Annotated in this window: 16 protein-coding genes and 1 tRNA gene; 5 read left to right on the forward strand and 12 right to left on the reverse strand. The window is 63.4% G+C overall.

What is annotated here, in order from left to right; translation table 11 throughout:
- Positions 1-4 precede the first annotated feature (4 nt).
- A complete protein-coding gene (mfd, locus tag ACIQTW_RS13795; RefSeq protein WP_402937687.1) occupies positions 5-3,637 on the reverse strand; it encodes a transcription-repair coupling factor in 3,633 nt (1,210 codons plus the stop codon).
- 109 nt (positions 3,638-3,746) lie between these two features.
- On the opposite strand from mfd, the gene ACIQTW_RS13800 reads away from it, so the two are divergent.
- From ACIQTW_RS13800 to nhaA, 4 genes are all read left to right on the forward strand, one after another.
- Positions 3,747-5,273, forward strand: a complete 1,527-nt coding sequence (locus ACIQTW_RS13800; protein ID WP_402937690.1) for an SDR family oxidoreductase — start codon at positions 3,747-3,749, stop codon at positions 5,271-5,273.
- Between the two features lie 47 nt (positions 5,274-5,320).
- On the forward strand, positions 5,321-5,818 hold the full coding sequence (locus ACIQTW_RS13805) for a DUF2505 domain-containing protein (protein WP_402937693.1): 498 nt from the start codon (positions 5,321-5,323) through the stop codon (positions 5,816-5,818).
- A gap of 1 nt (position 5,819) precedes the next feature.
- Positions 5,820-6,041, forward strand: a complete 222-nt coding sequence (locus tag ACIQTW_RS13810) for an SCO4848 family membrane protein (RefSeq protein WP_089594213.1) — start codon at positions 5,820-5,822, stop codon at positions 6,039-6,041.
- A 158-nt stretch (positions 6,042-6,199) separates the two neighbouring features.
- A complete protein-coding gene (gene nhaA / locus ACIQTW_RS13815; protein WP_402937697.1) occupies positions 6,200-7,534 on the forward strand; it encodes a Na+/H+ antiporter NhaA in 1,335 nt (444 codons plus the stop codon).
- Between the two features lie 16 nt (positions 7,535-7,550).
- On the opposite strand, the gene sufU is transcribed toward nhaA, so the two are convergent.
- The 10 genes from sufU to ACIQTW_RS13865 form a co-directional block, all read right to left on the reverse strand.
- A complete protein-coding gene (sufU, locus tag ACIQTW_RS13820) occupies positions 7,551-8,003 on the reverse strand; it encodes a Fe-S cluster assembly sulfur transfer protein SufU (RefSeq protein WP_402937700.1) in 453 nt (150 codons plus the stop codon).
- Positions 8,004-8,070: 67 nt separating this feature from the next.
- Positions 8,071-9,396 carry a cysteine desulfurase gene (locus tag ACIQTW_RS13825; protein WP_402937702.1) on the reverse strand — a complete coding sequence of 442 codons (1,326 nt, stop codon included), beginning with the start codon at positions 9,394-9,396 and terminating at the stop codon, positions 8,071-8,073.
- Positions 9,397-9,475: 79 nt separating this feature from the next.
- Positions 9,476-11,965, reverse strand: coding sequence for an AAA family ATPase (locus ACIQTW_RS13830; protein WP_402937705.1), 2,490 nt, complete (start codon positions 11,963-11,965; stop codon positions 9,476-9,478).
- Between the two features lie 471 nt (positions 11,966-12,436).
- A complete protein-coding gene (locus ACIQTW_RS13835; protein ID WP_402937707.1) occupies positions 12,437-15,094 on the reverse strand; it encodes an AAA family ATPase in 2,658 nt (885 codons plus the stop codon).
- A 41-nt stretch (positions 15,095-15,135) separates the two neighbouring features.
- On the reverse strand, positions 15,136-17,868 hold the full coding sequence (locus ACIQTW_RS13840) for a LuxR C-terminal-related transcriptional regulator (protein ID WP_402937710.1): 2,733 nt from the start codon (positions 17,866-17,868) through the stop codon (positions 15,136-15,138).
- 141 nt (positions 17,869-18,009) lie between these two features.
- Positions 18,010-18,594, reverse strand: coding sequence for an aminoacyl-tRNA hydrolase (gene pth / locus ACIQTW_RS13845; RefSeq protein ID WP_402937713.1), 585 nt, complete (start codon positions 18,592-18,594; stop codon positions 18,010-18,012).
- Between the two features lie 122 nt (positions 18,595-18,716).
- Positions 18,717-19,292, reverse strand: a complete 576-nt coding sequence (locus ACIQTW_RS13850; protein WP_091466180.1) for a 50S ribosomal protein L25/general stress protein Ctc — start codon at positions 19,290-19,292, stop codon at positions 18,717-18,719.
- A 318-nt stretch (positions 19,293-19,610) separates the two neighbouring features.
- Positions 19,611-20,591, reverse strand: a complete 981-nt coding sequence (locus tag ACIQTW_RS13855) for a ribose-phosphate diphosphokinase (RefSeq protein ID WP_011774071.1) — start codon at positions 20,589-20,591, stop codon at positions 19,611-19,613.
- Positions 20,588-22,087: a bifunctional UDP-N-acetylglucosamine diphosphorylase/glucosamine-1-phosphate N-acetyltransferase GlmU gene (gene glmU, locus ACIQTW_RS13860; protein ID WP_402937716.1), complete on the reverse strand. Its 1,500-nt coding sequence runs from the start codon at positions 22,085-22,087 to the stop codon at positions 20,588-20,590. The genes ACIQTW_RS13855 and glmU overlap by 4 nt, the downstream gene beginning before the upstream one ends.
- A 123-nt stretch (positions 22,088-22,210) precedes the next feature.
- A tRNA-Gln gene (locus ACIQTW_RS13865) sits at positions 22,211-22,282 on the reverse strand.
- Positions 22,283-22,570: 288 nt separating this feature from the next.
- Here ACIQTW_RS13865 and ACIQTW_RS13870 point away from each other — a divergent pair.
- On the forward strand, positions 22,571-23,170 hold the full coding sequence (locus ACIQTW_RS13870) for a TetR/AcrR family transcriptional regulator (protein ID WP_402938449.1): 600 nt from the start codon (positions 22,571-22,573) through the stop codon (positions 23,168-23,170).
- A 179-nt stretch (positions 23,171-23,349) separates the two neighbouring features.
- Here the strand turns inward: ACIQTW_RS13870 and ACIQTW_RS13875 are convergent, their stop codons facing one another.
- Positions 23,350-24,261, reverse strand: a complete 912-nt coding sequence (locus ACIQTW_RS13875) for a transposase (protein ID WP_402937719.1) — start codon at positions 24,259-24,261, stop codon at positions 23,350-23,352.
- Positions 24,262-24,328 lie beyond the last annotated feature (67 nt).

Raw genomic sequence — 24,328 nt, forward strand, 5'->3', positions numbered from 1 at the left:
GCAGTTAGCCAGCCTTTACAGGTACTTCAGCGAAGATCGCTTCAATGACGTTGTTGGCCCACTGAAGGATCTCGGCATCCTGGAGGTCCCGTCCACCGATCCTTGCCGTCTTGGGCTTGGGGATCAGCACCGCATCCAAGGCAGGTTTGACCTGCGAACCCGGATACATGCGGTTCAGGCGCATGGTTTTGGACTCGGGCAGTTGGGCCGGCGAGAAGCGGATGAAGTTGCCTTGGAGTGCGACGTCGGACAGGCCAGCTTCGCGGGCACCTACCCGGAAGCGGGCCACCGCAATAAGGTTTTGGGCAGGCAGCGGCGGCTCGCCGTAACGGTCCACGAGTTCGGCCAGGACTTCATCGATGGCCTCGTACGTGATGGCAGAGGCCAGCTTCCGGTACGCTTCCAGGCGCAACCTTTCGCCGGGCACGTAGTCGTGGGGAAGGTGGGCGTTGACTGGCAGCTCGATCTTCATCTCGGCTGCTTTCTCCTCTGCCTCACCACGGTATTCGGCAACAGCCTCGCCCACCAGCCGGATGTAGAGGTCGAAGCCGACGCCCTGGATATGGCCGGACTGCTCGCCGCCCAGCAAATTGCCGGCACCACGGATTTCCAGGTCCTTCATGGCCAGTTGCATACCGGCGCCGAGCTCGTTGTGCGCTGCCACGGCCTTGAGCCGCTCCAACGCGACCTCGCCAAGGGGCTTCTCCGAGGGGTAGAGGAAGTAGGCGTAGGCGCGCTCCCTGCCACGGCCAACACGGCCACGGAGCTGATGGAGCTGCGAAAGGCCATACTTGTCAGCCCCGTCCACGATCAGGGTGTTGGCGTTGGAGATGTCCAGGCCCGTCTCGATGATGGTGGTGCAGACAAGGACGTCGAAACGCTTCTCCCAGAAGTCCACAATGATCTTCTCAAGGCGGCTTTCGGACATTTGCCCGTGTGCTACTTCAACCCGGGCTTCGGGGACCAGCTCCCTGATCTGCGCGGCGATGCGTTCGATGGACGAGACACGGTTATGAACAAAGAACACTTGCCCCTCGCGCATGAGTTCGCGGCGGATCGCGGCGGACGTCTGCTTGTTCGTGTAAGGGCCCACGTACGTCAACACGGGGTGGCGTTCCTCCGGAGGCGTTGCCAAGGTGGACGTTTCACGGATGCCTGTCAGCGACATTTCCAGGGTTCGCGGAATCGGAGTTGCACTCATGGCCAGCACATCCACGTTGGTGCGCATCTTCTTGAGCGCTTCCTTGTGCTCCACACCGAAGCGCTGCTCCTCGTCAACGATCACCAGGCCCAGGTCCTTGAACTGGAAATCCTTGGACAGAAGCCGGTGGGTACCGATCACCACGTCCACGGCGCCGCTCTTAACGCCTTCAGCTGTCTCCTTGGCTTCCTTGCTGCTTTGGAACCGGGACAGCGGCTTCACTCGCAGGGGAAAGCCGGAGAAGCGCTCGGTGAACGTTTCGTAGTGCTGCTGCGCCAGCAGCGTGGTGGGAACCAGTACCGCCACCTGCTTACCGTCCTGGACAGCTTTGAAGGCAGCGCGGACGGCGATTTCAGTCTTGCCGTAGCCCACGTCCCCGGAGACCAGCCGGTCCATGGGGATCTCCCGCTCCATATCCGCTTTGACCTCGTTGATGGTGGTCAACTGGTCCGGCGTTTCCACATACGGGAACGCTTCCTCAAGCTCACGCTGCCACGGGGTGTCGGGCGCGAAAGCGTGGCCTCGGGAGGCCATGCGGGCGGAATACAACCGGATCAACTCACCGGCGATTTCCTTGACGGCCTTGCGTGCCTTGGACTTGGTGCTGGCCCAGTCCGCGCCGCCCATCTTGCTCAGCGCCGGGGCATCTCCGCCCACGTAGCGCGTCACCTGGTCCAGCTGGTCGGTTGGTACGAAGAGCCGGTCCCCCGGCGCGCCACGCTTGGACGGCGCGTACTCCAGCACCAAATACTCGCGCAGCCCGGCATCGGATGACGACGTACCGGCCACCTTCCGCTGGATGAGCTCCACGAACCGGCCGATACCGTGTTGTTCGTGCACCACGAAATCGCCGGCATGCAGCTGCAACGGATCAACGGCGTTGCGGCGCTTGGACGGCATGCGGCGCATGTCTTTGGTGGAGCTCGCCGTTGCACGGCCCAGCAAATCGGCTTCAGTCAGCAAGCCAAGTTTGAGGCCGTCCAGGACAAAACCGCGTCCGACGGCGGCGGTGGTCACCTCGATGATGCCCGGCTGGGGTTCCTTATCCAGGGACTCCACGCGGGAACAAGGAATGTCTGCATCATGGAACAGTTCGGCCAGGCGCTGGGCGGGTCCTGGACCATCGGTCACCACCACCACACGCCACTGCTCGCGGACACGGGAGCCGATGAATTCCAGCATTTCGGCCACGTCACCCTGATAGCCGCGGGGTTCGCGGGCGCGCATGTTGAGGACATCGATGTCCAGGACCAGGTCTTCATCCGAGGCGAGTGAGGTGATGGACCACCAGGACACGCCATGCTCCAGGGCGGCCGAGCGGGTGTCGGTGAGCGAACGAAAACTGGCGGCGTGCAAGTCCGTGGACGCCTGGGACGAAAGATCAAGTGGCGCCGCACCGCCGTCGGACGCAGTTGACCAAGCAGCTTCCAGGAACTCCTCATTGGTCGCTGCGAGGTCATGCGCCCGGGTGCGCACTTTCTCGGGTTCAATGACCACGGAAAGGGAACCGGCTGGGAGCTGGTCCACGAACGGGACCATGGCATCCACCAGCACGGGGGCCAGTGATTCCATACCTTCAACAGCGATGCCACCCGCGATCTTCTCCAGCATGTCGGCCGCGGCAGGCATGTCGGCCTTCAGCTTGGCTGCACGGGACATTACGGAAGCTGTGATCAGAATTTCCCGGCACGGCGGGGCATGGAGTTCAGTGGGATGGTGGATTCCGGGTGCCGACAGCGAGCGCTGGTCGGCCACGGCAAACCAGCGCATCTGGTCCACTTCGTCGCCGAAGAATTCCACGCGGATGGGATGGTCCTCGGTGGGTGGGAAGACGTCGAGGATGCCGCCGCGGACCGCGAACTCGCCACGGTGGGTCACCATGTCCACGCGGGCGTACGCGGCGTCGGACAGGGCCCGGACAACTTCCGTGAAGGAGCGCTCCTGCCCTACCTGCAGCGTCACGGGAACCAAGTCACCCAGGCCGGCCACAATGGGCTGGACCACGGCGCGAACCGGGGCCACCACCACCCGCAAGGGGGCCGCCGTCGAGCTTTCAGGGTGCGTCAGGCGGCGAAGGACGGAGAGCCGGCGCCCGACAGTGTCGGAGCGGGGCGAAAGCCGCTCGTGCGGGAGAGTCTCCCAGCTGGGGAAAGTGGCCACGGACTCCGCGGGGAGGTAGGAAGCGAGCGCCGCGGTGAGGTCCTCGGCTTCACGGCCGGTGGCGGTGACGGCGAGGACTACGGGAGCGCCCGCGCCATCGGCAGCGGCGTCAGCCAGCGCATCGGCCATTTCGGCGAGCAACACGGCGCGCATGCCAGTGGGAGCGCTGATCTGGTAGTCGGCGTTCCGGTCACTGAAGGACCGCTGTGCCTCCGTACGAACGCGCGCAAAAGTCTTGTCCTCCGCCAGTGCGCGGCGCAGACCGTTGAGGCTCATGGCAGAAACTCCTAGGGTGGGTCCAAGGGCAGGCAACACAAATGCCCGGAAATTCAGATGAATGCCGGGTCATTCCAGCCTACCTCTACCCCCAGCCACAGGAGTTCCTTTGCAGCCTTCGGAAGCTACGCATTCCAACACCCCGCAGGACACCAGGACGGTGCTGGTCACCGGCGCCACCGGCTACATCGGCGGGCGGTTGGTCCCCCGGCTCCTTGAAGCCGGTCACAGGGTCAAGGTCTTGGTACGCACGCCACAGAAGATTGCCGATGTTCCCTGGCACAATCAGGTTGAGATCATCCAGGACAGCTTGTCCGATGCCCAAAGCCTGTCGAACGCACTGACCGGCGTGGATGTCCTCTATTACTTGGTCCACTCGATGGCTTCCGGTAGCGGTTTTGAAGCCAAGGAAGAAGCTATGGCCAGGCTCGTGGCGCGTGCAGCCACGGATGCGGGCGTGGAAAGGATCGTCTACCTCGGCGGCCTGCACCCGGAAAACGCGGAGCTTTCCATCCATATGCGATCCCGGGAGACCGTGGGCCGCGTGTTCCTCGAGTCTGCGGTTGACTCCATCGTGTTCCAGGCCGGCGTGGTGATCGGTTCGGGTTCGGCCTCGTTCGAGATGATCCGGCACCTTGCTGAAACCCTGCCGGTCATGCCTGCGCCAAGTTGGGTTGATAACCGTGTGGAGGCCATCGCCGTACGTGACGTCCTCCATTACCTCGTGGCCGCGGCCGCACTCCCGGAAAAGCTGAACCGTTCCTTTGATGTCGGTTCCAAGGATGTCCTGAAGTACAAGGACATGATGAACGAGTACGCCGTGGAACGTGGGCTCCCCCGGCGGTTGGTGGTCGCTCTTCCGGTTCCTGCTCCCAAGCTCGCGGGCTTGTGGGTGGCCTTGGTGACTCCCATTCCGTTGTCCATGTCCCTCCCCTTGGTGCAGTCCCTGCAACACGACGCGGTGTCGCGGGAGCACGACGTCGACGATTACTTTCCCCAGCCCGACGGCGGCCTGACTCCTTACCGGCGCGCTGTCGCCTTGGCGTTGGGCAAGGAACGGGACGGGCAGGTTGAGACGACGTGGGCGAATGCGGGCATTGACGCCGATCCCCTGCCGAGCGATCCCGACTGGGCCGGCTACAAAGTCTTCCTTGACGAGCGGTCCTTCCACAGCGAGGCCAAGCCGGAGCACGTATGGACCATCATTGAGGGCATCGGCGGCAAGAACGGCTGGTACTCCCTTCCCTTGGCGTGGCGGGTCCGAGGTTGGCTGGACAAGTTGCAGGGCGGTGCAGGGCTCTTGCGGGGTCGCAGGCATCCCAAGACCCTGAACGCAGGTGAAGTGGTGGATTGGTGGCGGGTGGAGGCCATTGACCGAGGACGCCTGCTGCGGTTGCGCGCCGAAATGCGTGCCCCGGGCGGTGCTTGGCTTGAGCTGTCAGTAGAGCCCGATGGTGACGGCAGCTTGTATAAGCAACGTGCTATCTTCTTCCCGCGCGGCTTGGCTGGAAGGCTTTACTGGCTTGGCGTCTATCCCTTCCACGGGTTCATTTTTCCCTCTATGGCCCGCAACATTTCGGCCGCGGCCACCACCCTCCAGGAGGCCGGTTCAGGCGCGTCCACCCGGACCCCGTAGGATGTTGGGAGCTAAAAAGCTTCACCACAACCATCCACGGAGGACCCATGGCCCTGAGTGCATCCACCACCCTGCCCCACAGCGTTGACCGCGTAGCTGCCGTCTTCGTTGACGAAGATTTCCTGCGTCACACCAGCGAATATGTGGGTGGCTCCTTGGAATCGTTCACCGTTGACGGCGATACTGCCGGCGCTTTCACCACCACCACGGTCCGCACGCTGCCCACCACCCGCCTGCCGGATATCGCCCGCAAGTTCGTTGGCGAAACCCTGAAGGTGACCCAGACCGAGAAGTGGGAAGCCCCGGCTGCCGACGGTTCACGGTCCAGCACGATTGCCCTGAAGATCTCGGGCGCTCCGCTTGATGTCACGGCGGTCCAGCGCCTGGTGGCCGAGGGCGGCAGCACCCGGATCGAACTCGAAGGCAACGTGACGTCCTCGGTTCCGTTCCTCGGTGGCAAGATCGCCGACGCTGCTGAGCCCATGGTGGGCAAGGCTTTGGGCATCCAGTCGCAGCAGGCGCAGGCCTGGCTCGAAAGCCACTAACGTGGAGATCCCCGCAATCCTGGCGGTTGTCCTGATCGTTGCCGGTGTCTGGTCCTTGGTGGTGTGGCCGCAGTTCCTGAAGCGCGTCATGAAGGACCCGCGCGCCCGCGATGCTGCCGGGAAGGCCACCAAGTTCCTCACGGTCCACGTTGTGCTGGTCACCATCTCCATGGTGCTCGGACTCGCGACGGCGGCCATCGGGATCGCGGGCCTGGTCGCCTAGGTTTCACCCAACTGGGTAGCAGATCAGGCCGTTTTGAACGTTCAGAACGGCCTGATCTGCTACCCAGTTGGGTAAGATGGATATTGGTGTGCCGGGAAGTCTGGTCGGCGGTTCTTTTGCAGTACCCGCAAATGCCCGCCCACTTTTGAGGAGCCCCTGTGCCCCAGCCATCGAACCAGCCCGCGGCACCCGAGCCCGGCGCATCGAGCCAGACCGGCAATGTTTTCTCCCGCTCCAGCTACCCCGAGTACCGCAGGATCCTCTCGATCCTCCGCACCGAGACAGTGGGCGGCGCCCTCCTCCTGGCAGCCACCGTGGTGGCGCTCATCTGGGCAAACTCCCCTGCAGCCGACGGCTACTTCGCACTCCGCGACGTTAAGATCGGCTACGAACCCTGGCATCTTGACCTGAGCTTGGGCCATTGGGCGTCGGATGGCTTGCTGGCGGTGTTCTTCTTCCTCGCGGGCCTTGAGCTCAAGCGGGAATTCGTCGCCGGGGAACTCCGCAAACCTGCCCGGGCAGTTGTCCCGGTGGCCGCTGCCGTTGGCGGAGTGGTGGTTCCGGCCTTGATCTACGTTCTCTTCAACCTGGGAACAGCCGGAGAAACACTCAAAGGCTGGGCCATTCCCACCGCCACGGACATCGCTTTCGCCCTTGCAGTGCTGGCCGTTATCAACACGCATTTACCCGCAGCGCTCCGGACATTCCTGCTGACGCTCGCAGTGGTGGACGACCTCATCGCCATCGGCATCATCGCCTTCTTCTACTCCACCGGGCTCCAGCCCCTCATGCTTTTGGCTGCCCTGGTCCCACTGGCGCTCTTCACGTTCCTTGTCCAGAAGCGGATCCGTAGCTGGTATCTCCTACTGCCGCTGGCCTTGGCCACGTGGGGCTTCGTCCATGCCTCCGGCATTCACGCCACCGTGGCGGGAGTGCTGTTGGGCTTCGCCGTTCCGGTCCTGGCCAGCGGCAAAAAGGGAGAACCGGCCGAGGGCTTGGCCGAGCACCTCGAACACAAGCTACGGCCGTTCTCAGCAGGCTTCGCCGTGCCTGTTTTCGCATTCTTCTCCGCGGGTGTGGCTTTGGGAGGGTTTGACGGCATGGGGGCCGCCCTCAGGGATCCGGTGGCCTTGGGCATCGTGGCAGCGTTGGTGGTAGGCAAGGCCGTGGGTGTCTTCGGCACCACGTTCCTGGTCACCAAAACCACCCGCGCAAGCCTGGATTCCAGCATCGCCTGGATCGACCTCTTCGGGTTGGCTCTGTTGGCCGGCATCGGCTTCACTGTCTCATTGCTGATCGGCGAGTTGAGCTTCGGCGCCGGCTCTGCCCATAACGATCATGCCAAAGTGGCCATCCTGGCAGGTTCCCTGATCTCGGCGCTGCTGGCCGCCGTCGTACTCAAGGCCCGCAACCGGCGCTACCGCCAGGTGCAGGCAGATGAAGAACGGGACGACGACGGCGACGGCGTCCCTGACCTCTTTGCCCGCGCCTAGCGCGGAGGTACTGCTGTTACGCGGTTGCTTGGTTGAGCGCGTCCTCGGCGGCAACCCAGGAAATCATGGCGCATTTCACGCGGGCGGCGTAGCGGGCCACCCCTTCGAAGGCGGCTGCATCGCCCAGAATTTCGGGATCAGCCTGGACCTTTCCGCGGGAACGCAGAACCTCGCGGAAGTTATCAATGACGGAGTGCAGTTCCTCCACGGACATGCCCTCGCCCAGTTCGCTGAGCACCGAGGCAGAGGCCATGGAGATGGAACAGCCCGCGCCGTCCCAGCTGATCTGTTGGACGGTTCCATCGGACACAGCAAGCCGCAGCGTCACTTCATCCCCGCACACGGGGTTCAGCTGGTGCGATTGACCGGTGGATGTGCCATCCGGAGCAACAGTTTCCGCCAGGCCGCTGCCGTGCCGCTGCTTGGAATGGTCCAGGATGATCTGCTGGTACAGCTGGTCAAGACTCATGATGCTTTTGCCTCTTCTGGGGAAATCGTCGGATAACGGCTGCGCGGCCCGGGGCCGGCTCCGCTTGTCAAGCCTGGAAGTAGGTCCGGACACCCGAAACGGCGTCGAGGAAAGCATCGACGTCGTCCGTGGTGTTGTAGAGGTACGTGCTCGCGCGGGTTGTTGCTGTGAGTCCGAGCCGGCGGTGCAACGGCTGGGCGCAGTGGTGGCCTACGCGAACGGCGATGCCGCGGTCATCGAGGAACTGTCCGACGTCGTGGGCGTGGACCCCGGCGACGTCGAAGGCTGCGAGCCCGATCCGTTCAGAACCGGATGCCGGACCCACCACGCGAATGCCGTCGATGCTTTCCAGCCCTTTAACCAGACGCTGGCCAAGCTCCGTTTCCCACGCGTGGATGCGATCTATACCAGTCTCGGTCAGGTAGTTCACGGCAGTTGCGAGCGCAACAGCCTGGGAGATCCGTTGGGTTCCGGCCTCAAACCGCTGTGGCGCCGGCAAGTACTCGGCCCGTTCCATGGTGACCGTGGTGATCATGGACCCGCCCGTCAGGAAAGGCGGCAGGACATCCAAGAGCTCCTGTTTCCCGTACAGCACGCCCACGCCCGTGGGGGCTAACATTTTGTGGCCGGAGAAAACTGCGAAATCGACGTCCAGTTCCTTGACGTCCACGGCCATGTGAGGGACGGACTGGCAAGCGTCCAAGACCACCAAAGCACCCACACGGCGGGCCATGGCCACGAGTTCCGGTACCGGGTTGATGGTGCCCAGGACGTTCGATGCGTGGGTGAAGGCCAGGAGTCTGGTCCGCTTCCCCACGATTTCAGCGGCTGCATCCAGCCGCAGGAGCCCGTCGTCCGTCACGGGGATGTACTTGAGCGTGGCACCGGTTCGGAAGGCCAGTTCCTGCCAGGGGATGAGGTTGGCGTGGTGCTCCATTTCGGTGACGACGATCTCATCGCCCGGACCGATCGCCAGATCCTTCAGACCGGAACCACCCCGTCCCTGGGCAGCCCACAGGGCGGCGTTGGAGAGCGCGTAGCTGATGAGGTTGAGGCCCTCCGTGGCATTGGAGGTCCAGACGGTTTCCTCGTACTGCGCGCCAATGAAGTCCGCTACTGTCTGGCGTGCGTCCTCAAATACCTCCGTAGCTTCCACTGCGAGGTGGTGCGCGCCGCGATGAACGGCGGCGTTGCGTTGCTCGTAGTATTCCTGCTCAGCCTCGATGACGCTGAGCGGGTTCTGCGACGTGGCACCGGAATCGAGGTAGATCAAAGGCTTGCCGTTGACCAGCTGGTCCAGCACCGGGAAATCATTCCGGATCCGCAACACCTCCGCGTTATCCATGGCGTGCATGGACCGCTGCAGTGAGGCGGGAGTTGATACGGCAGTCAAGGGGCGCTCCTTGGAAATCCTTCAGGGACTCCTCATTATCCCACGCTGGCCTCCACCCGGCGGTGTGCCGTACAGCACGTCAGCTGCCGGCCCGGCCCGGCACCCATCCCAGTGGCGGAACCAACCCGCTGTCGAAGGCACTCCGGAGCCGTTCGACCAGCATCGAGGCCCGACGACGCGCTGCAGCCCTCGTCCTGGCGTCGTAACCGCTGGCCGCCCGCGAATAGCAAAGGGCAGCATGGGCAAACTGCCGGTCCGCGGACAGGCTCCGCCCAGCCGACTCCAAGGCCCTGGGGTCGTTGTCCGTCAAGGCCGCTGCGAACGTGGCGAGCGCCGCACCACCCGGGCCGCGAACAGTAGCAGCCAGTGCGCCCAGTCGGCGCTGGATCGCAAGATCGTCGACGGCGGCACTGCGCGCGTTGAGCGTCATGAGTGATAACGCCTCTGCCGCCATTGTGATGTTGCCCTGCGCCTGGGTCTGTTCTGCCAGTGCCATCAGATGACCTGACGTGCCGGAGGCCTGGTCCTGCGCCGCCGCGACATACACAGCACTGAGCTGCGGCAAGAGGCCGGCTGGATCCGGTCTTGCAGGATTCCGACCGGCTTTCCGGGCCGCCACGGCCTGCCGGACCCGCGCCATGGCCTGCCGTGGGTTCCCGCACAATGCCTCGCAGTAGGCCAGTAAGGCCGCAGCCAGGGCGAGCACCGGGGGTATGCCGGCGTCGTGCAGTTCAGCGAGGACGGGTTCCAAAGTGGCGCGGGCCGCGCGCGGGAGACCTTGGCTGAGCTGGATGTAGCCGCGGGCCACGTCCAAGCAGGCCGAAAGGTGCCTGGGCATGGCGTAGTCCGCAGGACTGTCCAGCAACGGGTCCAGCTGCCCCCAAGCCAGGTTGTAGCGCAGGCTCACCGCATGCCGAAGCAGCACCCCGGGCAAGAACATCTCCAATGCCGGGTCAGCACCGATGGCTGCCATCGCCGCCGATGATCTCTGCAAAGCTTCCGCCGCATCCCCGGAGAGCAGCAGGCGCTCGGCTTCCTGCACGTTCCAGGTAATCAACGCAGCGGAATCCGTCGGTTCCCCGGAGCCTTGGCGGTCGGGCGCCAACTCACCGGAATTCGGCTCGGCAGCCTCCGGCTCAGCAGGCCCCGTTTCAGAAGGAGCGGCGCCCAACAGTCCGAGGGCCATGAGTCGGTGTGCGGCGTCGACCTTCACACCAAGGGGCCCGCCCGCGGCTGCCAATTCCCGAAGTTCCGGAGCTGCCTCCCGGAGTTGACCTTCGGCGATCAGTGCCCGTGCCCTGAGCAGCCTGGCTTCGTCCGTGTGTCCCGGCCCCACTGCTGAGACGGCCTTCCGGGCGAGTTCGGCAGTGGACGGCCGATCAGCGGCTGGAGCGGAGGCCAGGAGAAGCTCGTCGGAGAGGGTCAGGCCACAGTCGAGGGTCCACGTCATCCATCGCAGCATGGCGGGAGCCGTCTCCTTAGTCAGCACCGGCTCCTCCAAGCCCAATCGCAGCACCATGCTCCGGGACTGCGGCACGGACAAACGGGTTCCTTCCCCGCGCAGCCAGGAACTCGTGCGGACCAGCAGGGGCCGGCCCGGCAGCAACCTGATGTCATGGTTCGTGAAGAGATGATCCATGGCTTTCTGCCCGAAGTGGCGCTCCACCACCTCCAACGCCACGGGCTCGGCCAGAGCGATGAGTTCCAACGCCTGGCGTTCTTCCGGCGGGCGGGAAACGTTCTCCGCGCTGACGTGCTCAACCACGCTGGGCCAGTCGCAGTGCGCCCGGACATCGATGGTCCAGAAACCATCCATCTGTACCAGGAACCCGGCGCGGCGGGCGTCATTCACCGCGAGGCAGAGCAATCCAACGTTGAAGCCACTCATGGCAGCGAGGAGGCTGCTTGCGCGTCGCTGGACCTGCCCACCCAAAACGGACTCGCACAAAGCATGAGCTTCCTTGAAGCTGAAGGGTGGCAGGAAGTACTGCTCCAGGAAGCCGTCTTCCCAGAGCTGGTAGAGATCCTGCGGGAGCGGATGGTGGCTTTCCGCCGTAGCCACCAACGTTGCGCCGAAGCCCGGGATGAGTTGCAGCAGGACCGCTAGTGAGGCGGGATCGATGTAGTGGATGTCGTCCACCAACAGGACCAGTTGCGGCCGTGCCGATTGAGCATGCCGCTTGTTCCGGCGTCGTCCAAGCGGGGGTGTGTACAAGTAGTCGGCTGGCCCCAGAGTGTTGGTGAGGGCCCGCAGAACGTGGAGGCCCGGAGCTACGGACTCGTCCGGCTCAGTTCCTGAGATGGCTCCCAACGCCGCAAAATGAAGGGCCTTCAGTTCCGGTTTTCCCGTAAAGGTGCGGACATCCACGGTTTTGGGGAGACCTTCTTTGAGGGAGAGCAAAAGGTGGCTCTTTCCCGAGCCCCGCTCTCCCACCACCACGATTCCGCTGGTGGAGGCCGAGGGAACGGCGGCAAGGATGAGGTCGAGCAGCTGCGCCCTGTCCGGGAGTGTTGATGGCCTCAGCCCTGCTGTGACGGTGTCTTCGTCCAGCCAGGGGTCCGGCAACATGCGCACTCCAATAGCAGCAGTCCCATGATGCGGGAGGGGTTTGGGGGTCCGCGGTTCGCGGGGTCCCTGGCCTAGAAGCCGGCGGCGGCTGGGGGGAGAGTCTCGGTCTCAGAAGACTCTGTCGCCGCCGGCTTCGTACAGGGCCGGACCACCTTTCGGTGGCCGGAGCATCGGCTCAAGAGACCTCCGATGCGGGTGATGCGAGTTTCGGAATCCCGGTGATGCTTGGGGCTGAACCGTTCTTCCAAGATCAATATTGCCGGGGCGCAACATCGCGTACATCAGTAGTTGGTACTCGAATACCGGGCGGCTTTTGATGGTCCGGTACTCTGTTGTACTCAGTCCCCTGAAGGGGCACTACTTGGTTTCGACACGGAATACCCGCGCATTACTCCATTGATTGGGCAAACTCTGCTGGTTGCCGGGACAAGTGTTCCGGGAGGCTTCCATGCAGGTACTCAGGAGCGTGCGTCAGTGACGGACGGCAGCGCCCAGGTCTTCTCGCCGGCGGATGCCCAGTTTGGCATAGCTCCGGTACAAGTGACCTTCCACGGTCCGCACAGACACCATGAGCTTCTCCGCGATCTGTCGGTCCGACAGGCCCGAAACGGCCAATGCCACGATGTCCTGCTCGCGGCGGGTCAACGGCACTGACCGGTCCGCCTCGGTGTGGGGGTCATGAACCAGGGCGTCGCCCAGGCTGGCCTCGCTGACATCGCGCAGTACCGCAGCTTGCCGCGCCTCCTGGCGCTTGCCTTCGGCGTCGAAAGTCAATGCTGCTTTGTCGAAGGCGACTGCGGCCGGTCCTGGCATGCCGGAAGCGGCAAGGAGATTGCCCGCATTCACGAATCCCTGGCCCTCGCCGCGCAACTGTGCCGCAGCCAGCGACTGCCATCCGGCTGCCCAGCCTCCGGCCATCGACGCCGCCGTTTCCTGGACGGACTCCATGGCCTGCACGTCCCCGGCTTCGGCCCTGAGGACCAGGTTCTGCAGCAAAATGCCGGGCAACCGGTGCAGATATCCGGATTCCGGAAGTCGGCTCAATCCCTGCAGGCCTGCGCCTTTGCTGAGAAGTTCCTGGCCTGCGAGCCTGAAGAGCTCGGCGAGAGCCTCCACGAAGGCGCAGGCGCCGGTTGCCGCTCCCTGCCCGCTTTCCAGGCGCGAGGCGAGCAGTGTGTTGCCGGACTTCGCTGCGGCGTAAAACGCCAAGGCGTTTCCAAGGCTCCGCAACTGCAGCGGGTCCCTGACCCGCAGCGCTTCGACGGCGGGCATCAGCAACTCGGCGGCCTGTTCCAAGCGGCCCTGGCGCAACAGCGACATGCCTTTGAGGGCTTCGAGGCCGCCACCAAAATAAATAAGTCCCATGGCTGAACCTGCGGCGTGACGGTCAAGTGCCGCGGCGGCCGCTTCCCAGTCGCCGGATTCCAAGGCGGCCAAGGTGTAACGAAGCAGAACAAAGTCGCTGAAGTACAGGAGGTCATTGTCGTTTTCCAACAGCAGGAAAGCTTCGCGGCCAGCCTCCAAAGCCTGCACGGGTTGTCCCTCCACCGTCAGAAGCTCACACTGCATCGCCAACAGGAAAATCCGGTTCATGACAAGGTCCGGCCCTTCCGGCCCTAGGGCTTCAGCGAACCGGTCCAAGCCCGACCGGAGCTCCTCATAGCGGCCGTCATTGGCGAGTACTGCCAATTCCAGCGCCAGCAGGTGCCTTTCGACCTGCTGGATAACAGGGTCCGAAATCTCCCGCTCACCAATCAGGGCTTTGGCAGCGGTCCGCGCATCAGCCACGATGTCCGCTGACTGATCGCCCGCTGCAATTCGCGCGGCAGCCCACAGAAGGCCTGCGCCCAAAGGTCGCGACGGATCAGCGTCCAGGAACCCGGAACCTTCCTCCAGCAGCCGCACGGCACTGCGGTAGTCGCCTTCGTTGTAGTGGACCATGGCCATGACTGCACTCGCCCTGGGACGCAGCGCCTCCGAGCGGACTTTGGCAGCTGCCGCTAACGCCAATGGATTCTGAAGCAGCTTGGCGGCCAGGAAAGCTGCCTGCAGCAGCCGTTCATCATCGACGTCGGCGCCACAGTCCAGGGCCCAGCTCACCATCCGGAGCAGTCCTTCCGGTGTGGACGGTTCCGCTGGGAGGTGCTGCTCCATGCGCTGGTGGATCTGGAGGCTGCGGGCAGGCGAAACGATCTTGCGGAGCGCCTCACTGTACATGGGGTGCCACATCTTAAGGGGCCCGCCGGCTCCATTGGCGGAAAGTACAAGCCTGCTGTCCATCAATGCCCGTACGGTGTCCCTGCCCACCTGCGTATCCAGCACAGCGGCAGGGACGGGCTCGGACAGGGCAATGATGTACATCGCCTCCCGTTCAGCTTCGCTGGTGCGGAGTATCCTGTTACGAACCACCTCGGCCAGGCTTTCCCCGCTGCCGGAGAGTGCCCGGGTCAGGAGCCAGACCCCGTTCCGCCGTACCAGGTTTCCCTCAGACTTTGAATCCTCAAGCAGGCAGTGAAGCAGCAATGGGTTGCCCTCGGACGCAGAGTGCAGGACCTCAGCCGCACTGGACATGACGGGCCCGCCTAACGTTTTTTCTGCCAGCTCGGTGACCGTTTGCTTGTCCAACGGGTGGAGTTCCAGCCGTTCTGCAAGTCCGTCATACCAGAGTTGGAGCAGCGCAGCGGGCAAGCCGGGCCTCGGCCTGCTGGTGGCTACGAGCCGCGCCCATCCCGCAGTGACCAACTCGGCGAGAATCTGCGTACTGCCTTCATCGAGGTCGTGTGCGTCGTCCACGATCAACAGCAGGCGCGCTCCTTCGCCGCCCCGCCGTTTCTCGAACTGGGACCAGAACTCACGCAGGATCGCCACAGGCGATGTCGCTTGCTCAACGGGAAGATCCAGCAAGTACGGGGCAAGGACGCCGTAGGGCACGGCGGACAATGCAGGACTCCCATGAACCCGCATCACCACCATTTCCCCGGCAAGGCGCGCTGCGATTTCGGCTGACAAGGCGGTCTTTCCGATGCCGGGATCCGCAACCAGGAGCACAGCCCCGGCGCCTTCCTGGCGCAGAATCTCCATGGCCAGTTCCAATTCGGCGTCCCGCCCTACAAGGTGTTCAGCCTGCATGGGCAACCCACACCATGTCTACGGAAGTTTCGCCTCTTGCCTCACAGCAGTCCATTGAGCTCGCCCCGAGACGATACGCCGAGCTTAGTGAACACTTGGTACAGATGACCTTCTACAGTTCGCACAGACACCCCAATATCCATCGCGATTTCACGGTTGCTGACACCCTTTCCCGCGAGTTTAGCAATTTGGCGTTCCCGTTCGGTCAACACCGGCGCGTCGCTGCGTGGCTGGATCGGCAATGCAGGGACTGAATGTTCCAGCCGTTCAAGCCTCAGCTGCGCCGTTCGGGCTGCTGTGGTTTCCCCGGCGTCCCTGGCGTAATCAAGTGCCATGGCCACACACCGTGCTTCCACCACCAACAGGTCAAGGGATGCTGCAGCGTCAGCGGCCGCCAGCAAGGAGCGGGAGCTCTTGGTCAGGGCACCGCGCGCAAGATCGCCGGAAATCTTGGCCAAGGGCCCTTGGCGGCGACCGGCAATATCCTCCAGCAACCGGTATTCCTCGTCCGTGCCTTCCACGGTGGCGCCAAAAAGGTAGATGCCGGCTGTGGTGAAGCGCTGCTGCTCGATGTCTGTGCGTACCCGGGCCAGGAGCCGCTGCTTAACATCAGGGTCACCCATCCATCGCCCGGCCATCTCCGCACAGAACTCAGCGACGGATTCGGAGAAATACGTCCCTACTCCCCTGCAGGTTCTGTAGAGGTCCAGGTACCGGCCGGCCTCCACTGAATTGCCCAGTTGAGCGTAGGCAAAAGCGGTGGCTGCGTAGGCAACCTTGTTCATGTTCATGCTGGGCCGGAGCTCCAGTTGGGCAACGGCCGAGCGCAGGGGTTCAATTGCGCTGGCGGGCTTGCCGGCATAAGCGAACGCGAGCCCGACGCCCAGTTCGGTGAGCGCACCCCGGTATTGAAGGCGTGAGGACCCTGAGGGTGTGCGGCGCATGAGTTCGATGCACTTCCGCCATTGCCCGGACAACAGGAGAACCAGGAACGCGTGCCTGGCGAAGGATTCCTCCAAGTGTGCGGGGCGGTCCGTGTTCCCCAAGTGCCGTGAAACGGTTCGAGCGAGCTGTTGTGCCTCCAACTCCCTGCCCAGCATGCAGCGGGCTTCGATCAGGAAGAAGGAAGACTTGAGCCAGTGTTCGCGGTCCTCTGCGGGGTCCTTGGCCAGTTCCTCCTCCAAGGCATCAATCATTGCGGCGTACTCACCCATGTAGGTTTGGTACTCGTAGCTGCAGAGCCGGAGTCGGTTGCGCGCCGCCACCATGGCCTGTGGCGGATAATTTCCGGCCTTGGCTTCGAGCGTCTCCAGGCCGGCGGCGATAACTCCCGGCACCATTCCTGACCGACCATCGATCCAGGTCATCGCCTGGCATTTTGCCGCGATGACTTCAGCGAACTCCAATGGCTCCAGAGCCGCGATATGGGAATCGGACACCTCATCCAACGCCTGCGCGGCGTGCAACGGCAGGTCCAGCAAGAGGTAGGCCGCAGCTTTGAGCCGTTGCCCGGGCACCCATTCGCTGTCCTTCGGGTCCAATGACAACGTGCATTGAATGGCGAAGTTGGGGTCATAGTCATCCAACGCGGCCCGCCCGGCCGCAAGTGCATGCGCGGGCGATGGCGCGGGTTCGTCCTCGGAGGCATGCATCCAGGCCGCATAGCTGAGGAGGTCCTGTGGTGCCAATGCTTGGAGTTCAGGCTCTTTGGGGCCGTGCAGCATCAACCGCAGCTCACGCATACGGCGGGTACTCAACCAGCCGCGCACCACTTCGCCCACGTACGTGTCCCGGAGCGAAACCCAGTGGTCGCCGTCCTTTTCAATGGTCAGCAGGGCTGACTCTTCCATCTCCACCAGAATTTCGGTGCCAAAGATCTCTGCGAGGTCCAACAGCGTTGCGCGCTGCGCACAAGCCAGGATTTCGACGACGGTCCTGCTGGCTTGCGGTTCGCGCGCCAGTCTGGAGCGGACAAAGTCCTCCACAACCGTGGCGCCCTCAAGTTTGATTCGGTCACGGAGTGTCCAGACGGAGTCATTGAGAACCAGGTTGCCCGTGTGCCGCTGCTCCTCGAGAAGCGCATGCAGGAGCATGGGGTTGCCACCCACAGCGGAGTGCAGTGAACCTACCAGTGTTGAAGAGACATAGTGCCCCAGGACCGAGCCCAGGACCTGCTTGGTCTGTTCCTCGCTGAGCGTATTCAGATGTACCTCACCCAGCGTTCCTTCAAGGACCAGCCGATGGAAATCAGCGGGGAGGTCACTGGCGCGTTGGACGGTGGCGATGACTTTCGCGGTGCCGGTTGCCATGAGGTTCAACAACACGCCTGTGCTCATGGGATCCATGCCGCCGGCGTTGTCCACGATGAAAACGGTGTCCCGGCCCGCGGCTTCTGTCCTGATCAGGTTCGTGACGGCGTGCAGGATGCCCGTAGGAGAGCCCACGGCACCCGAAGGCAACCGGGCCAGCAGGAAACCAAGACATCCATAGGGGGTTTGGCCGCTGGCTACGGTGTTGCGCAGCTGGAGGCTGTGGACTTTGGGGCCCAGCGATGACACCACAGCCCTTGCCAGGCCTGATTTACCGATTCCCCGTTCCCCGGTTAGGACCACTCCGGAGGAGTCGGGCGATTCGAGGTGTTTGCCCGCCCTCGACAAATCGTGGCTCCGGGCCAACAACGACCATGTTTGACGGTCTGTTGGGCCGCCCACAAGTTCGGGAGCCGCAGCTCTCGCTGCGCCTCCCCCGCTCCTGTTTAGCAACTCCGCCGACATCCGCATCCTTAGCTACACATCCGCGACAGTCCCCCACCGCTTACTTGCGTAAGATGCACACTACCGCCGGGCGCCCACAGTTTGTAGGCCTTATGGTCCTCAAGACCGTCAGGCTTTCCTCAGGCTTTCCTCAAGATTTGCTCAAGTTTTAGCGGGGTGATGCTTCTGTTGCGCGGCGAGCAAGCCCTGGTCCATGAGCAGTTCCACTGCGTCAGCCGCTTCATCCACAAGGAATGGCAGTTCTTTCTTCTCCGCGGAGGCGAAATCGCGAAGGACGTAGTCGGCCGTCTCCATGCGCCCCGGGGGCCGGCCCACCCCTACACGGACGCGCAGGTAGTCCTTCGTAGCAAGTGCTTTGGAGATATCCCGCAGGCCGTTGTGGCCACCCTCCCCGCCGCCTAGTTTTAACTTGACTGTGTTAAAAGGGATGTCGATCTCGTCGTGGACGGCTATGACATGGTCCGGCGCGATATCGAAAAACTTGCACAGCCCCGCCACGGGACCGCCAGAGACGTTCATGTACGTCATGGGCTTCGCGAGGACCACTCGAGGACCTCCGATGCCCAACCGGCCCTCCACCATTTGGGCCCTGGCCTTGTGAACCTTGAACTTCCCCCCCATGCGGGAAGCCAGTTCGTCCAGCACCATCTGGCCAACATTGTGCCGGTTGTTGCTGTACTCGCTGCCGGGGTTGCCGAGGCCGACAATCAGCCAGGTGTCAGTCATGGTTTCATCCTAGGGAGGGTTCGGTTAATCAGCAGGGATGGGCGGGTGACAAAGAAGAAAGTGGCCGGGACCCCAAGGGTGCCCGGCCACTCAAACGGCGTAAGCCTCAAGCAGTCAGAAGACTACTCAGCGGCAGCTTCCGTGCTCTCTTCTTCTTCAGCACCAGCGGCTTCAGCGATGCGGACCACCAAGGTGTCGCCTTCGGTGAGCAGGATGGAACCCTTCGGCAGGACCAGGTCGGAAGCGTGGATGCTTTCGCCGGCCTTGAGGCCGTCGATGTTGACCTCGACGGCGGTGGGAACGTGGGTTGCCTCAGCTTCGAGGGAAACCGTGGTGGCTTCGAGGCTGGCAACAGCGCCCGGAGCAACTTCACCGGAAACGTGGATGGCGATGTCGACGGTAACCTTCTCGCCGGCCTTCACGGTCTGGAGGTCAACGTGCTCGATGATCTGCTTTACGGGATCGCGCTGGATGTCCTTAACGAGCGTCAGGTGCTGCTCGCCGTCGACGTCGATCGCAAGCAGGGCGTTGGAAACGCGTACTGCCAGGGTGGTGGCACGGCCCGGCAGGTTGATGTGGATGGGCTCTGCACCGTGGCCGTAGATGACAGCCGGGATCTGGCCGGCCATACGTGCACGGCGGGCGAAACCCTTGCCGAATTCGGTGCGCAGTTCTGCGGTGAGCTTCTGCTCAGACATGTGTACTCCTTGATTACTGTGGCACCCGGAAAGTCCGGGCTGGTCTTTCAGCAAGGGCGGAGGTCTGGAGACCTTCTACGCCCGGCTGAGATCGGCCGCCGAGCAGCCGTTCCGCCTGTGTTGAAGGAGATGCAGACCCAGTCGATAACGGAGACCCGCAACCCTGGTCCACAAATGCGGACCGGATGTGCTCTCCCTCGCCAAGGTATCCCCAAGAGTTTAGCAGCGGTTCGCGCCGTTTCTGAAAACGGCAATGAAAACGGGCCACCCGCACGCCCGAAGGCGGCGGATGACCCGATCAAATTCAGCAGTCCGGCGTTAGGCTTTGCCGTCGAACAGGCTGGTGACCGAACCGTCGTCGAACACTTCACGAATGGCGCGGGCAATCAACGGCGCGATGGACAACACCGTCAGTGACGGGAAGCGCTTCTCTGCCGGGATGGGGAGGGTGTTGGTGACCACAACTTCACGGGCACCGGAATCGGCGAGGCGCTGGGCAGCGGGATCGGAGAAGACCGCGTGCGTGCAGGCAATGATGACGTCCTTGGCGCCGGCGTTCTTCAGCACCTGGACGGCACCGGAGATGGTTCCACCGGTGTCAATCATGTCGTCGATGAGGACGCAGGTGCGGCCTTCAACCTGGCCAACAACAGTCTTGGAGACTGCCTGGTTGGGAACGGTGAGGTCGCGGCTCTTGTGAACGAACGCGAGCGGGGCACCGCCCAGGCGCTCAGCCCACTGCTCGGCAACCCGGACGCGGCCGGTGTCAGGCGAAACAACCGTGATGTTGTCGGCTTCCACCTTTGTGCGAATGTAGTCGGCCAGCAGCGGAATGGCCATCAGGTGGTCAACGGGGCCGTCGAAGAAGCCCTGGATCTGCGAGGTGTGCAGGTCAACGGACATGATGCGGTCCGCGCCGGCAGTCTTGTAAAGGTCGGCAACCAGCCGGGCGGAGATAGGCTCGCGGCCGCGGCCCTTCTTGTCCTGGCGGGAGTACGGGTAGAACGGGGAAACAACCGTGATCCTCTTGGCCGAGGCACGCTTCAGCGAGTCAATCATGATCAACTGCTCCATGAGCCAGTTGTTCAGCGGAGCCGGGTGGGCCTGGATAACGAAGGCATCGGTGCCTCGCACGCTCTCGGCCGACCGGACGTAGATTTCCCCGTTGGCGAAGTCGTAGGCGTCGATGGGCAGGAGCTCGGTCTCCAGCTCCTTCGCGATTTCCTGCGCCAGCTCCGGATGCGCCCTTCCGGCGGCGAGAATCAGTTTCTTCTCGCCGTGTGCGGTAATTTCGCTCATGCCTGTTTGCCTTCTTCTATGGTTGCCGGGGATTGTGAAGATGTGGATGCGGATGCCAGCTCCTGCGCGGCTTCGGCCAGCTTCGCGGAGGCGGTGCCCGGCCGGTTGGCCGCTACCCAGCCTTCGGCATTCCGCTGTGCGGCCAGGCTGAGTGCGAGGGCGCCCGCGGGAACATCCTTGCGAATGACCGCCCCGGCGCCGCTGTAAGCGCCGTCGCCAACTGTCACAGGTGCCACGAAGACCGTGTTTGAACCCGTGCGGACGCCCGAGCCGATCACCGTGCGGTGCTTCTTCTCGCCGTCGTAGTTGGCGGTGATGTTGCCACAACCGATGTTGGTGTCTTCGCCGATCTCAGCATCACCGGCGTAGCCCAGGTGGGACAGTTTGGAGCCGCGGCCGATTGTGACGTTCTTGGTTTCATAGAACGCGCCGATCTTGCCGGTTTCGCCCAGGACCGTACCAGGGCGGAGGTACGTGAACGGCCCAACGCTGGCCTTGGCTCCGATGGTGGAACCCGAACCGTGCGTACGGATCACCTTTGCGCCCTCGCCAACGTTGACGTCGGTCAAAGTTGTGTCAGGACCCACGACGGCGTCGCGTGCCACTGTGGTGGAACCGTGCAGTTGCGTGTTGGGCAGCAACCGGACGTCTTCATCGAGCGTGACGGTGGAATCGATCCAGGTGGTGGCAGGATCCACCACGGTCACGCCGGCACGCATCCAGGACTCAATGATGCGGCGGTTGTGCTCGGCACCAAGCGCGGACAGCTGGATGCGGTCGTTGGCACCTTCAACCTGCCAGCGGTCCTCAGTCACGACGGCGGCCACCCGGCCGCCTGCGTCACGGGCCAACCCGAGGACATCGGTCAGGTACTTCTCGCCCTGGGCATTGTCCGTGGTGACCTTCGCAAGTGCCGTGCGCAAAACCGCGGCGTCGAAAGCGTAGATACCGGAGTTGACCTCACGGACGGCGCGCTCGGTTTCACTGGCATCCTTGTGCTCGCGAATACCGGTGACCGTGCCATCTTCGGCACGCAGGATCCGGCCGTAGCCGGTTGCGTCGTCCAGCACTGCGGTGAGGACTGTGACGGCGTTGCCCTCAGCCTCGTGCGTTGCCACCAGCTCACCGAGCAGTTGGCCGGTCAGCAGCGGGACATCGCCGTACGTGACCACCACGGTGCCGGAAAGTTCGGCGTCGGCGTCCAGCGCGTTGAGAGCCACTTCCACTGCGCGGCCAGTACCGGGAACGTCGTCCTGGTCAACAATGACTGCTTTCGGATCCAGCCCTGTGACGTGCTCTGCTACGCGGTCACGCTCGTGGCGGACAACCAAGGCCAGCTTCAACGGGTTGATGGCACGTGCGGCGAGGAGAGCGTGGCCCACCATGGAGCGGCCGCCGATTTCGTGGAGGATCTTGGGAGTCCGCGACTTCATGCGCGTTCCGGCGCCTGCGGCCAAAACGATCACCGCTGCGGGACCGGTGGATTCGGGGCTCACGTACTGGCTCTCCTTGCTCGGTATGTCCCGGGTAACCCGGCTTCGGAATGCTGCCATCCAGCAATGGACCCAGGCACCGTGAGAGCCGCTACAGGTACAGAGAAGGAGCGCATTTTCCGACCGTTCCGCCCATAGGATTCGAACCTATACTCCACGGCTCCAAAGGCCGGGGTGCTGCCATTACACCAGAGCGGACCGTGCATGATTCATCCCCCGGATCTTGCGGCCCGGAGGGTTTCCCGGATCACCGGGATGCACACACAAGAATCTAGTTTGCCATGACCAATGCATGCTTCGCGACTTGACCGCCCCGAGGCCGCTCCGGGATTCACGCTTCCGCCCCCGGAGGACCCGCCCTGCTCCCGTTCCAGCAGTCACTTAGGGCATGATGGACACGTGAGCAACCGCACTGAACTCCCCCGGCCGGCGGCCGCCTCCGAGCCCGCAGAGCACGCCACCGGCGTCCCGGCAGTGCGCATTCGGATGACGGGGCAGCAGCGGAAAACACAACTCATCGGCATAGGTCGTGCCCTCTTCGCCGCCCGGGGCCTGGATGGCACCACCATCGAGGAAATCGCTGCCGCCGCCGGAGTCTCCAAGCCCGTGATCTATGAACATTTCGGCTCCAAGGAAGGCCTGTACCGCCAGGTTGTGGACACCGAATTCCGGATCCTCCTGGACTCCATCACCGAGGCCCTCAGCACCGAAGCCAAGCCCCGCGTATTGGTTGAACGTGCAGCGTTGGCACTCCTTGGCTACATCGAAGACCGCACTGACGGCTTCCGGATCCTCGTGCGCGACGCCCCGCCATCACAGCCCGAGGGCGCCTTCTCCACGCTGCTCACCCACGTGACGGCCCGGGTGGAACATCTGCTTTCCGACGAATTCGCACGGCGTGGGTTCAGCGCCGCGGACGGAGCCATGTACGCACAGATGCTCGTGGGAATGGTGGCCATGACAGGCCAGTGGTGGCTCGACAGCCGCACTCCCGACAAACGGGCTGTTGCCGCTCACCTGGTGAACCTGGCGTGGAACGGCCTGACCGGCCTGCAAAAAGAGCCCGGGCTCCGTTCCGGGGGCTAACGCACCCTCTCTCACCTCCCACCCGCTTGAACCGCACCCTCTCTCACCTCCCACCCGCTTGAACCGCACCCTCTCTCACCTCCCACCCGCTTGAACCGCCCCCTCTCTCACCTCCCACCCGCTTGAACCGCACCCTCTCTCACATCCCACCCGCTCGCAGGATGTCAAGCTGTGTGGAGTCATTGAGTTTGGTTTGTGGGGGTTTTTGTTGCCGGTAGGTTGATTCCGGTGTGGCCGGCGGGGGCTGGCGTGACTGGGCGTTGGTGGAATCGCTTGGGGTTTTCGTCGTAGTTGCGCTGAAGTGTCTGGTCGCGTGTTTTCCAGGTTTCTTTCCAGGAGCCGTCGTGAACTTCAGCAGGTGAAAAGAGTGCGATGCCCGAGTGTTTGTGTTGGGTGTTGTACCAGGGCACGTAGTCGGCAAGATAGGCCCGGGCGGCGTCGAGTTCTTTGAATACGCGAGGGTAGCCTGGCCGGTACTTCATGGTCCGGAACCCGGACTCTGAGAAGGGGTTGTCGTTCGAGACGTAGGGGCGGTTGTGGGAGAGTTCCACGCCGTGACTGGTCAAGGTGTCGCGGAGCAAGTTTGATCGCATTGCTGGCCCCGAATCCGCGTGGACTATGCGCGGGGCACCGTGAAGGGCGATGGCGGTTTCGAACATCTCCGCTGCGAGGTGGTCCGCTTCGCGTTCCTCGACCCGCCAGGCCACCATGTGGCGGGAGTAGATATCAAGGACGGAATAGGCTTTGAACGACTTTCCCCGCCAGGGTGAATACAGGTCGGTAATGTCCCAGGACCAGACCTGACCCGGGCCGGTGGCCATCACGACGGGTTTCTCCCGCGGGGGCCCGTTGTTCCCACTCCTGGTGGGGATGGTCGGGCGCAGCATCTGGTCCTCGATTTGGGCCGCGATCCGCCACCATGTGCGGCGGGAAGCGAGCATCACACCCGTATCCCAGGCCGCCGCGTAGGAATGGTCCACGGAGACTTGGTCGGCCCAGCCAGCCAGAACGTACTCGCCGATCCGGGCACGATCATTGGAGCTGATCCGTGACTCGTACGCCCGCTCGGACTGACCGAGCGGGTCCTGCACTGCCTGGCGCGGATTCTGCCGGTAATGCCAGGTCGAGCGTGAAACGCCAGCGAACTCCAGGGCTTGC

Origin of the sequence: Paenarthrobacter sp. NPDC090517, assembly GCF_044769165.1 — a bacterium.
In the GTDB taxonomy this organism is placed as follows: Bacteria; Actinomycetota; Actinomycetes; order Actinomycetales; family Micrococcaceae; genus Arthrobacter.

Bases quoted from the DNA above. Each gene is read 5' to 3' on its own strand.
- mfd (WP_402937687.1), bottom strand. From the start codon at position 3,637: ATGAGCCTCAACGGTCTGCGCCGCGCACTGGCGGAGGACAAGACTTTT.
- sufU (WP_402937700.1), bottom strand. From the start codon at position 8,003: ATGAGTCTTGACCAGCTGTACCAGCAGATCATCCTGGACCATTCCAAG.
- ACIQTW_RS13870 (WP_402938449.1), top strand. From the start codon at position 22,571: ATGACGGGGCAGCAGCGGAAAACACAACTCATCGGCATAGGTCGTGCC.
- ACIQTW_RS13855 (WP_011774071.1), bottom strand. From the start codon at position 20,591: ATGAGCGAAATTACCGCACACGGCGAGAAGAAACTGATTCTCGCCGCC.
- ACIQTW_RS13830 (WP_402937705.1), bottom strand. From the start codon at position 11,965: ATGTTGCCGGACCCCTGGCTGGACGAAGACACCGTCACAGCAGGGCTG.
- ACIQTW_RS13850 (WP_091466180.1), bottom strand. From the start codon at position 19,292: ATGTCTGAGCAGAAGCTCACCGCAGAACTGCGCACCGAATTCGGCAAG.
- ACIQTW_RS13840 (WP_402937710.1), bottom strand. From the start codon at position 17,868: ATGTCGGCGGAGTTGCTAAACAGGAGCGGGGGAGGCGCAGCGAGAGCT.
- pth (WP_402937713.1), bottom strand. From the start codon at position 18,594: ATGACTGACACCTGGCTGATTGTCGGCCTCGGCAACCCCGGCAGCGAG.
- ACIQTW_RS13835 (WP_402937707.1), bottom strand. From the start codon at position 15,094: ATGCAGGCTGAACACCTTGTAGGGCGGGACGCCGAATTGGAACTGGCC.
- ACIQTW_RS13805 (WP_402937693.1), top strand. From the start codon at position 5,321: ATGGCCCTGAGTGCATCCACCACCCTGCCCCACAGCGTTGACCGCGTA.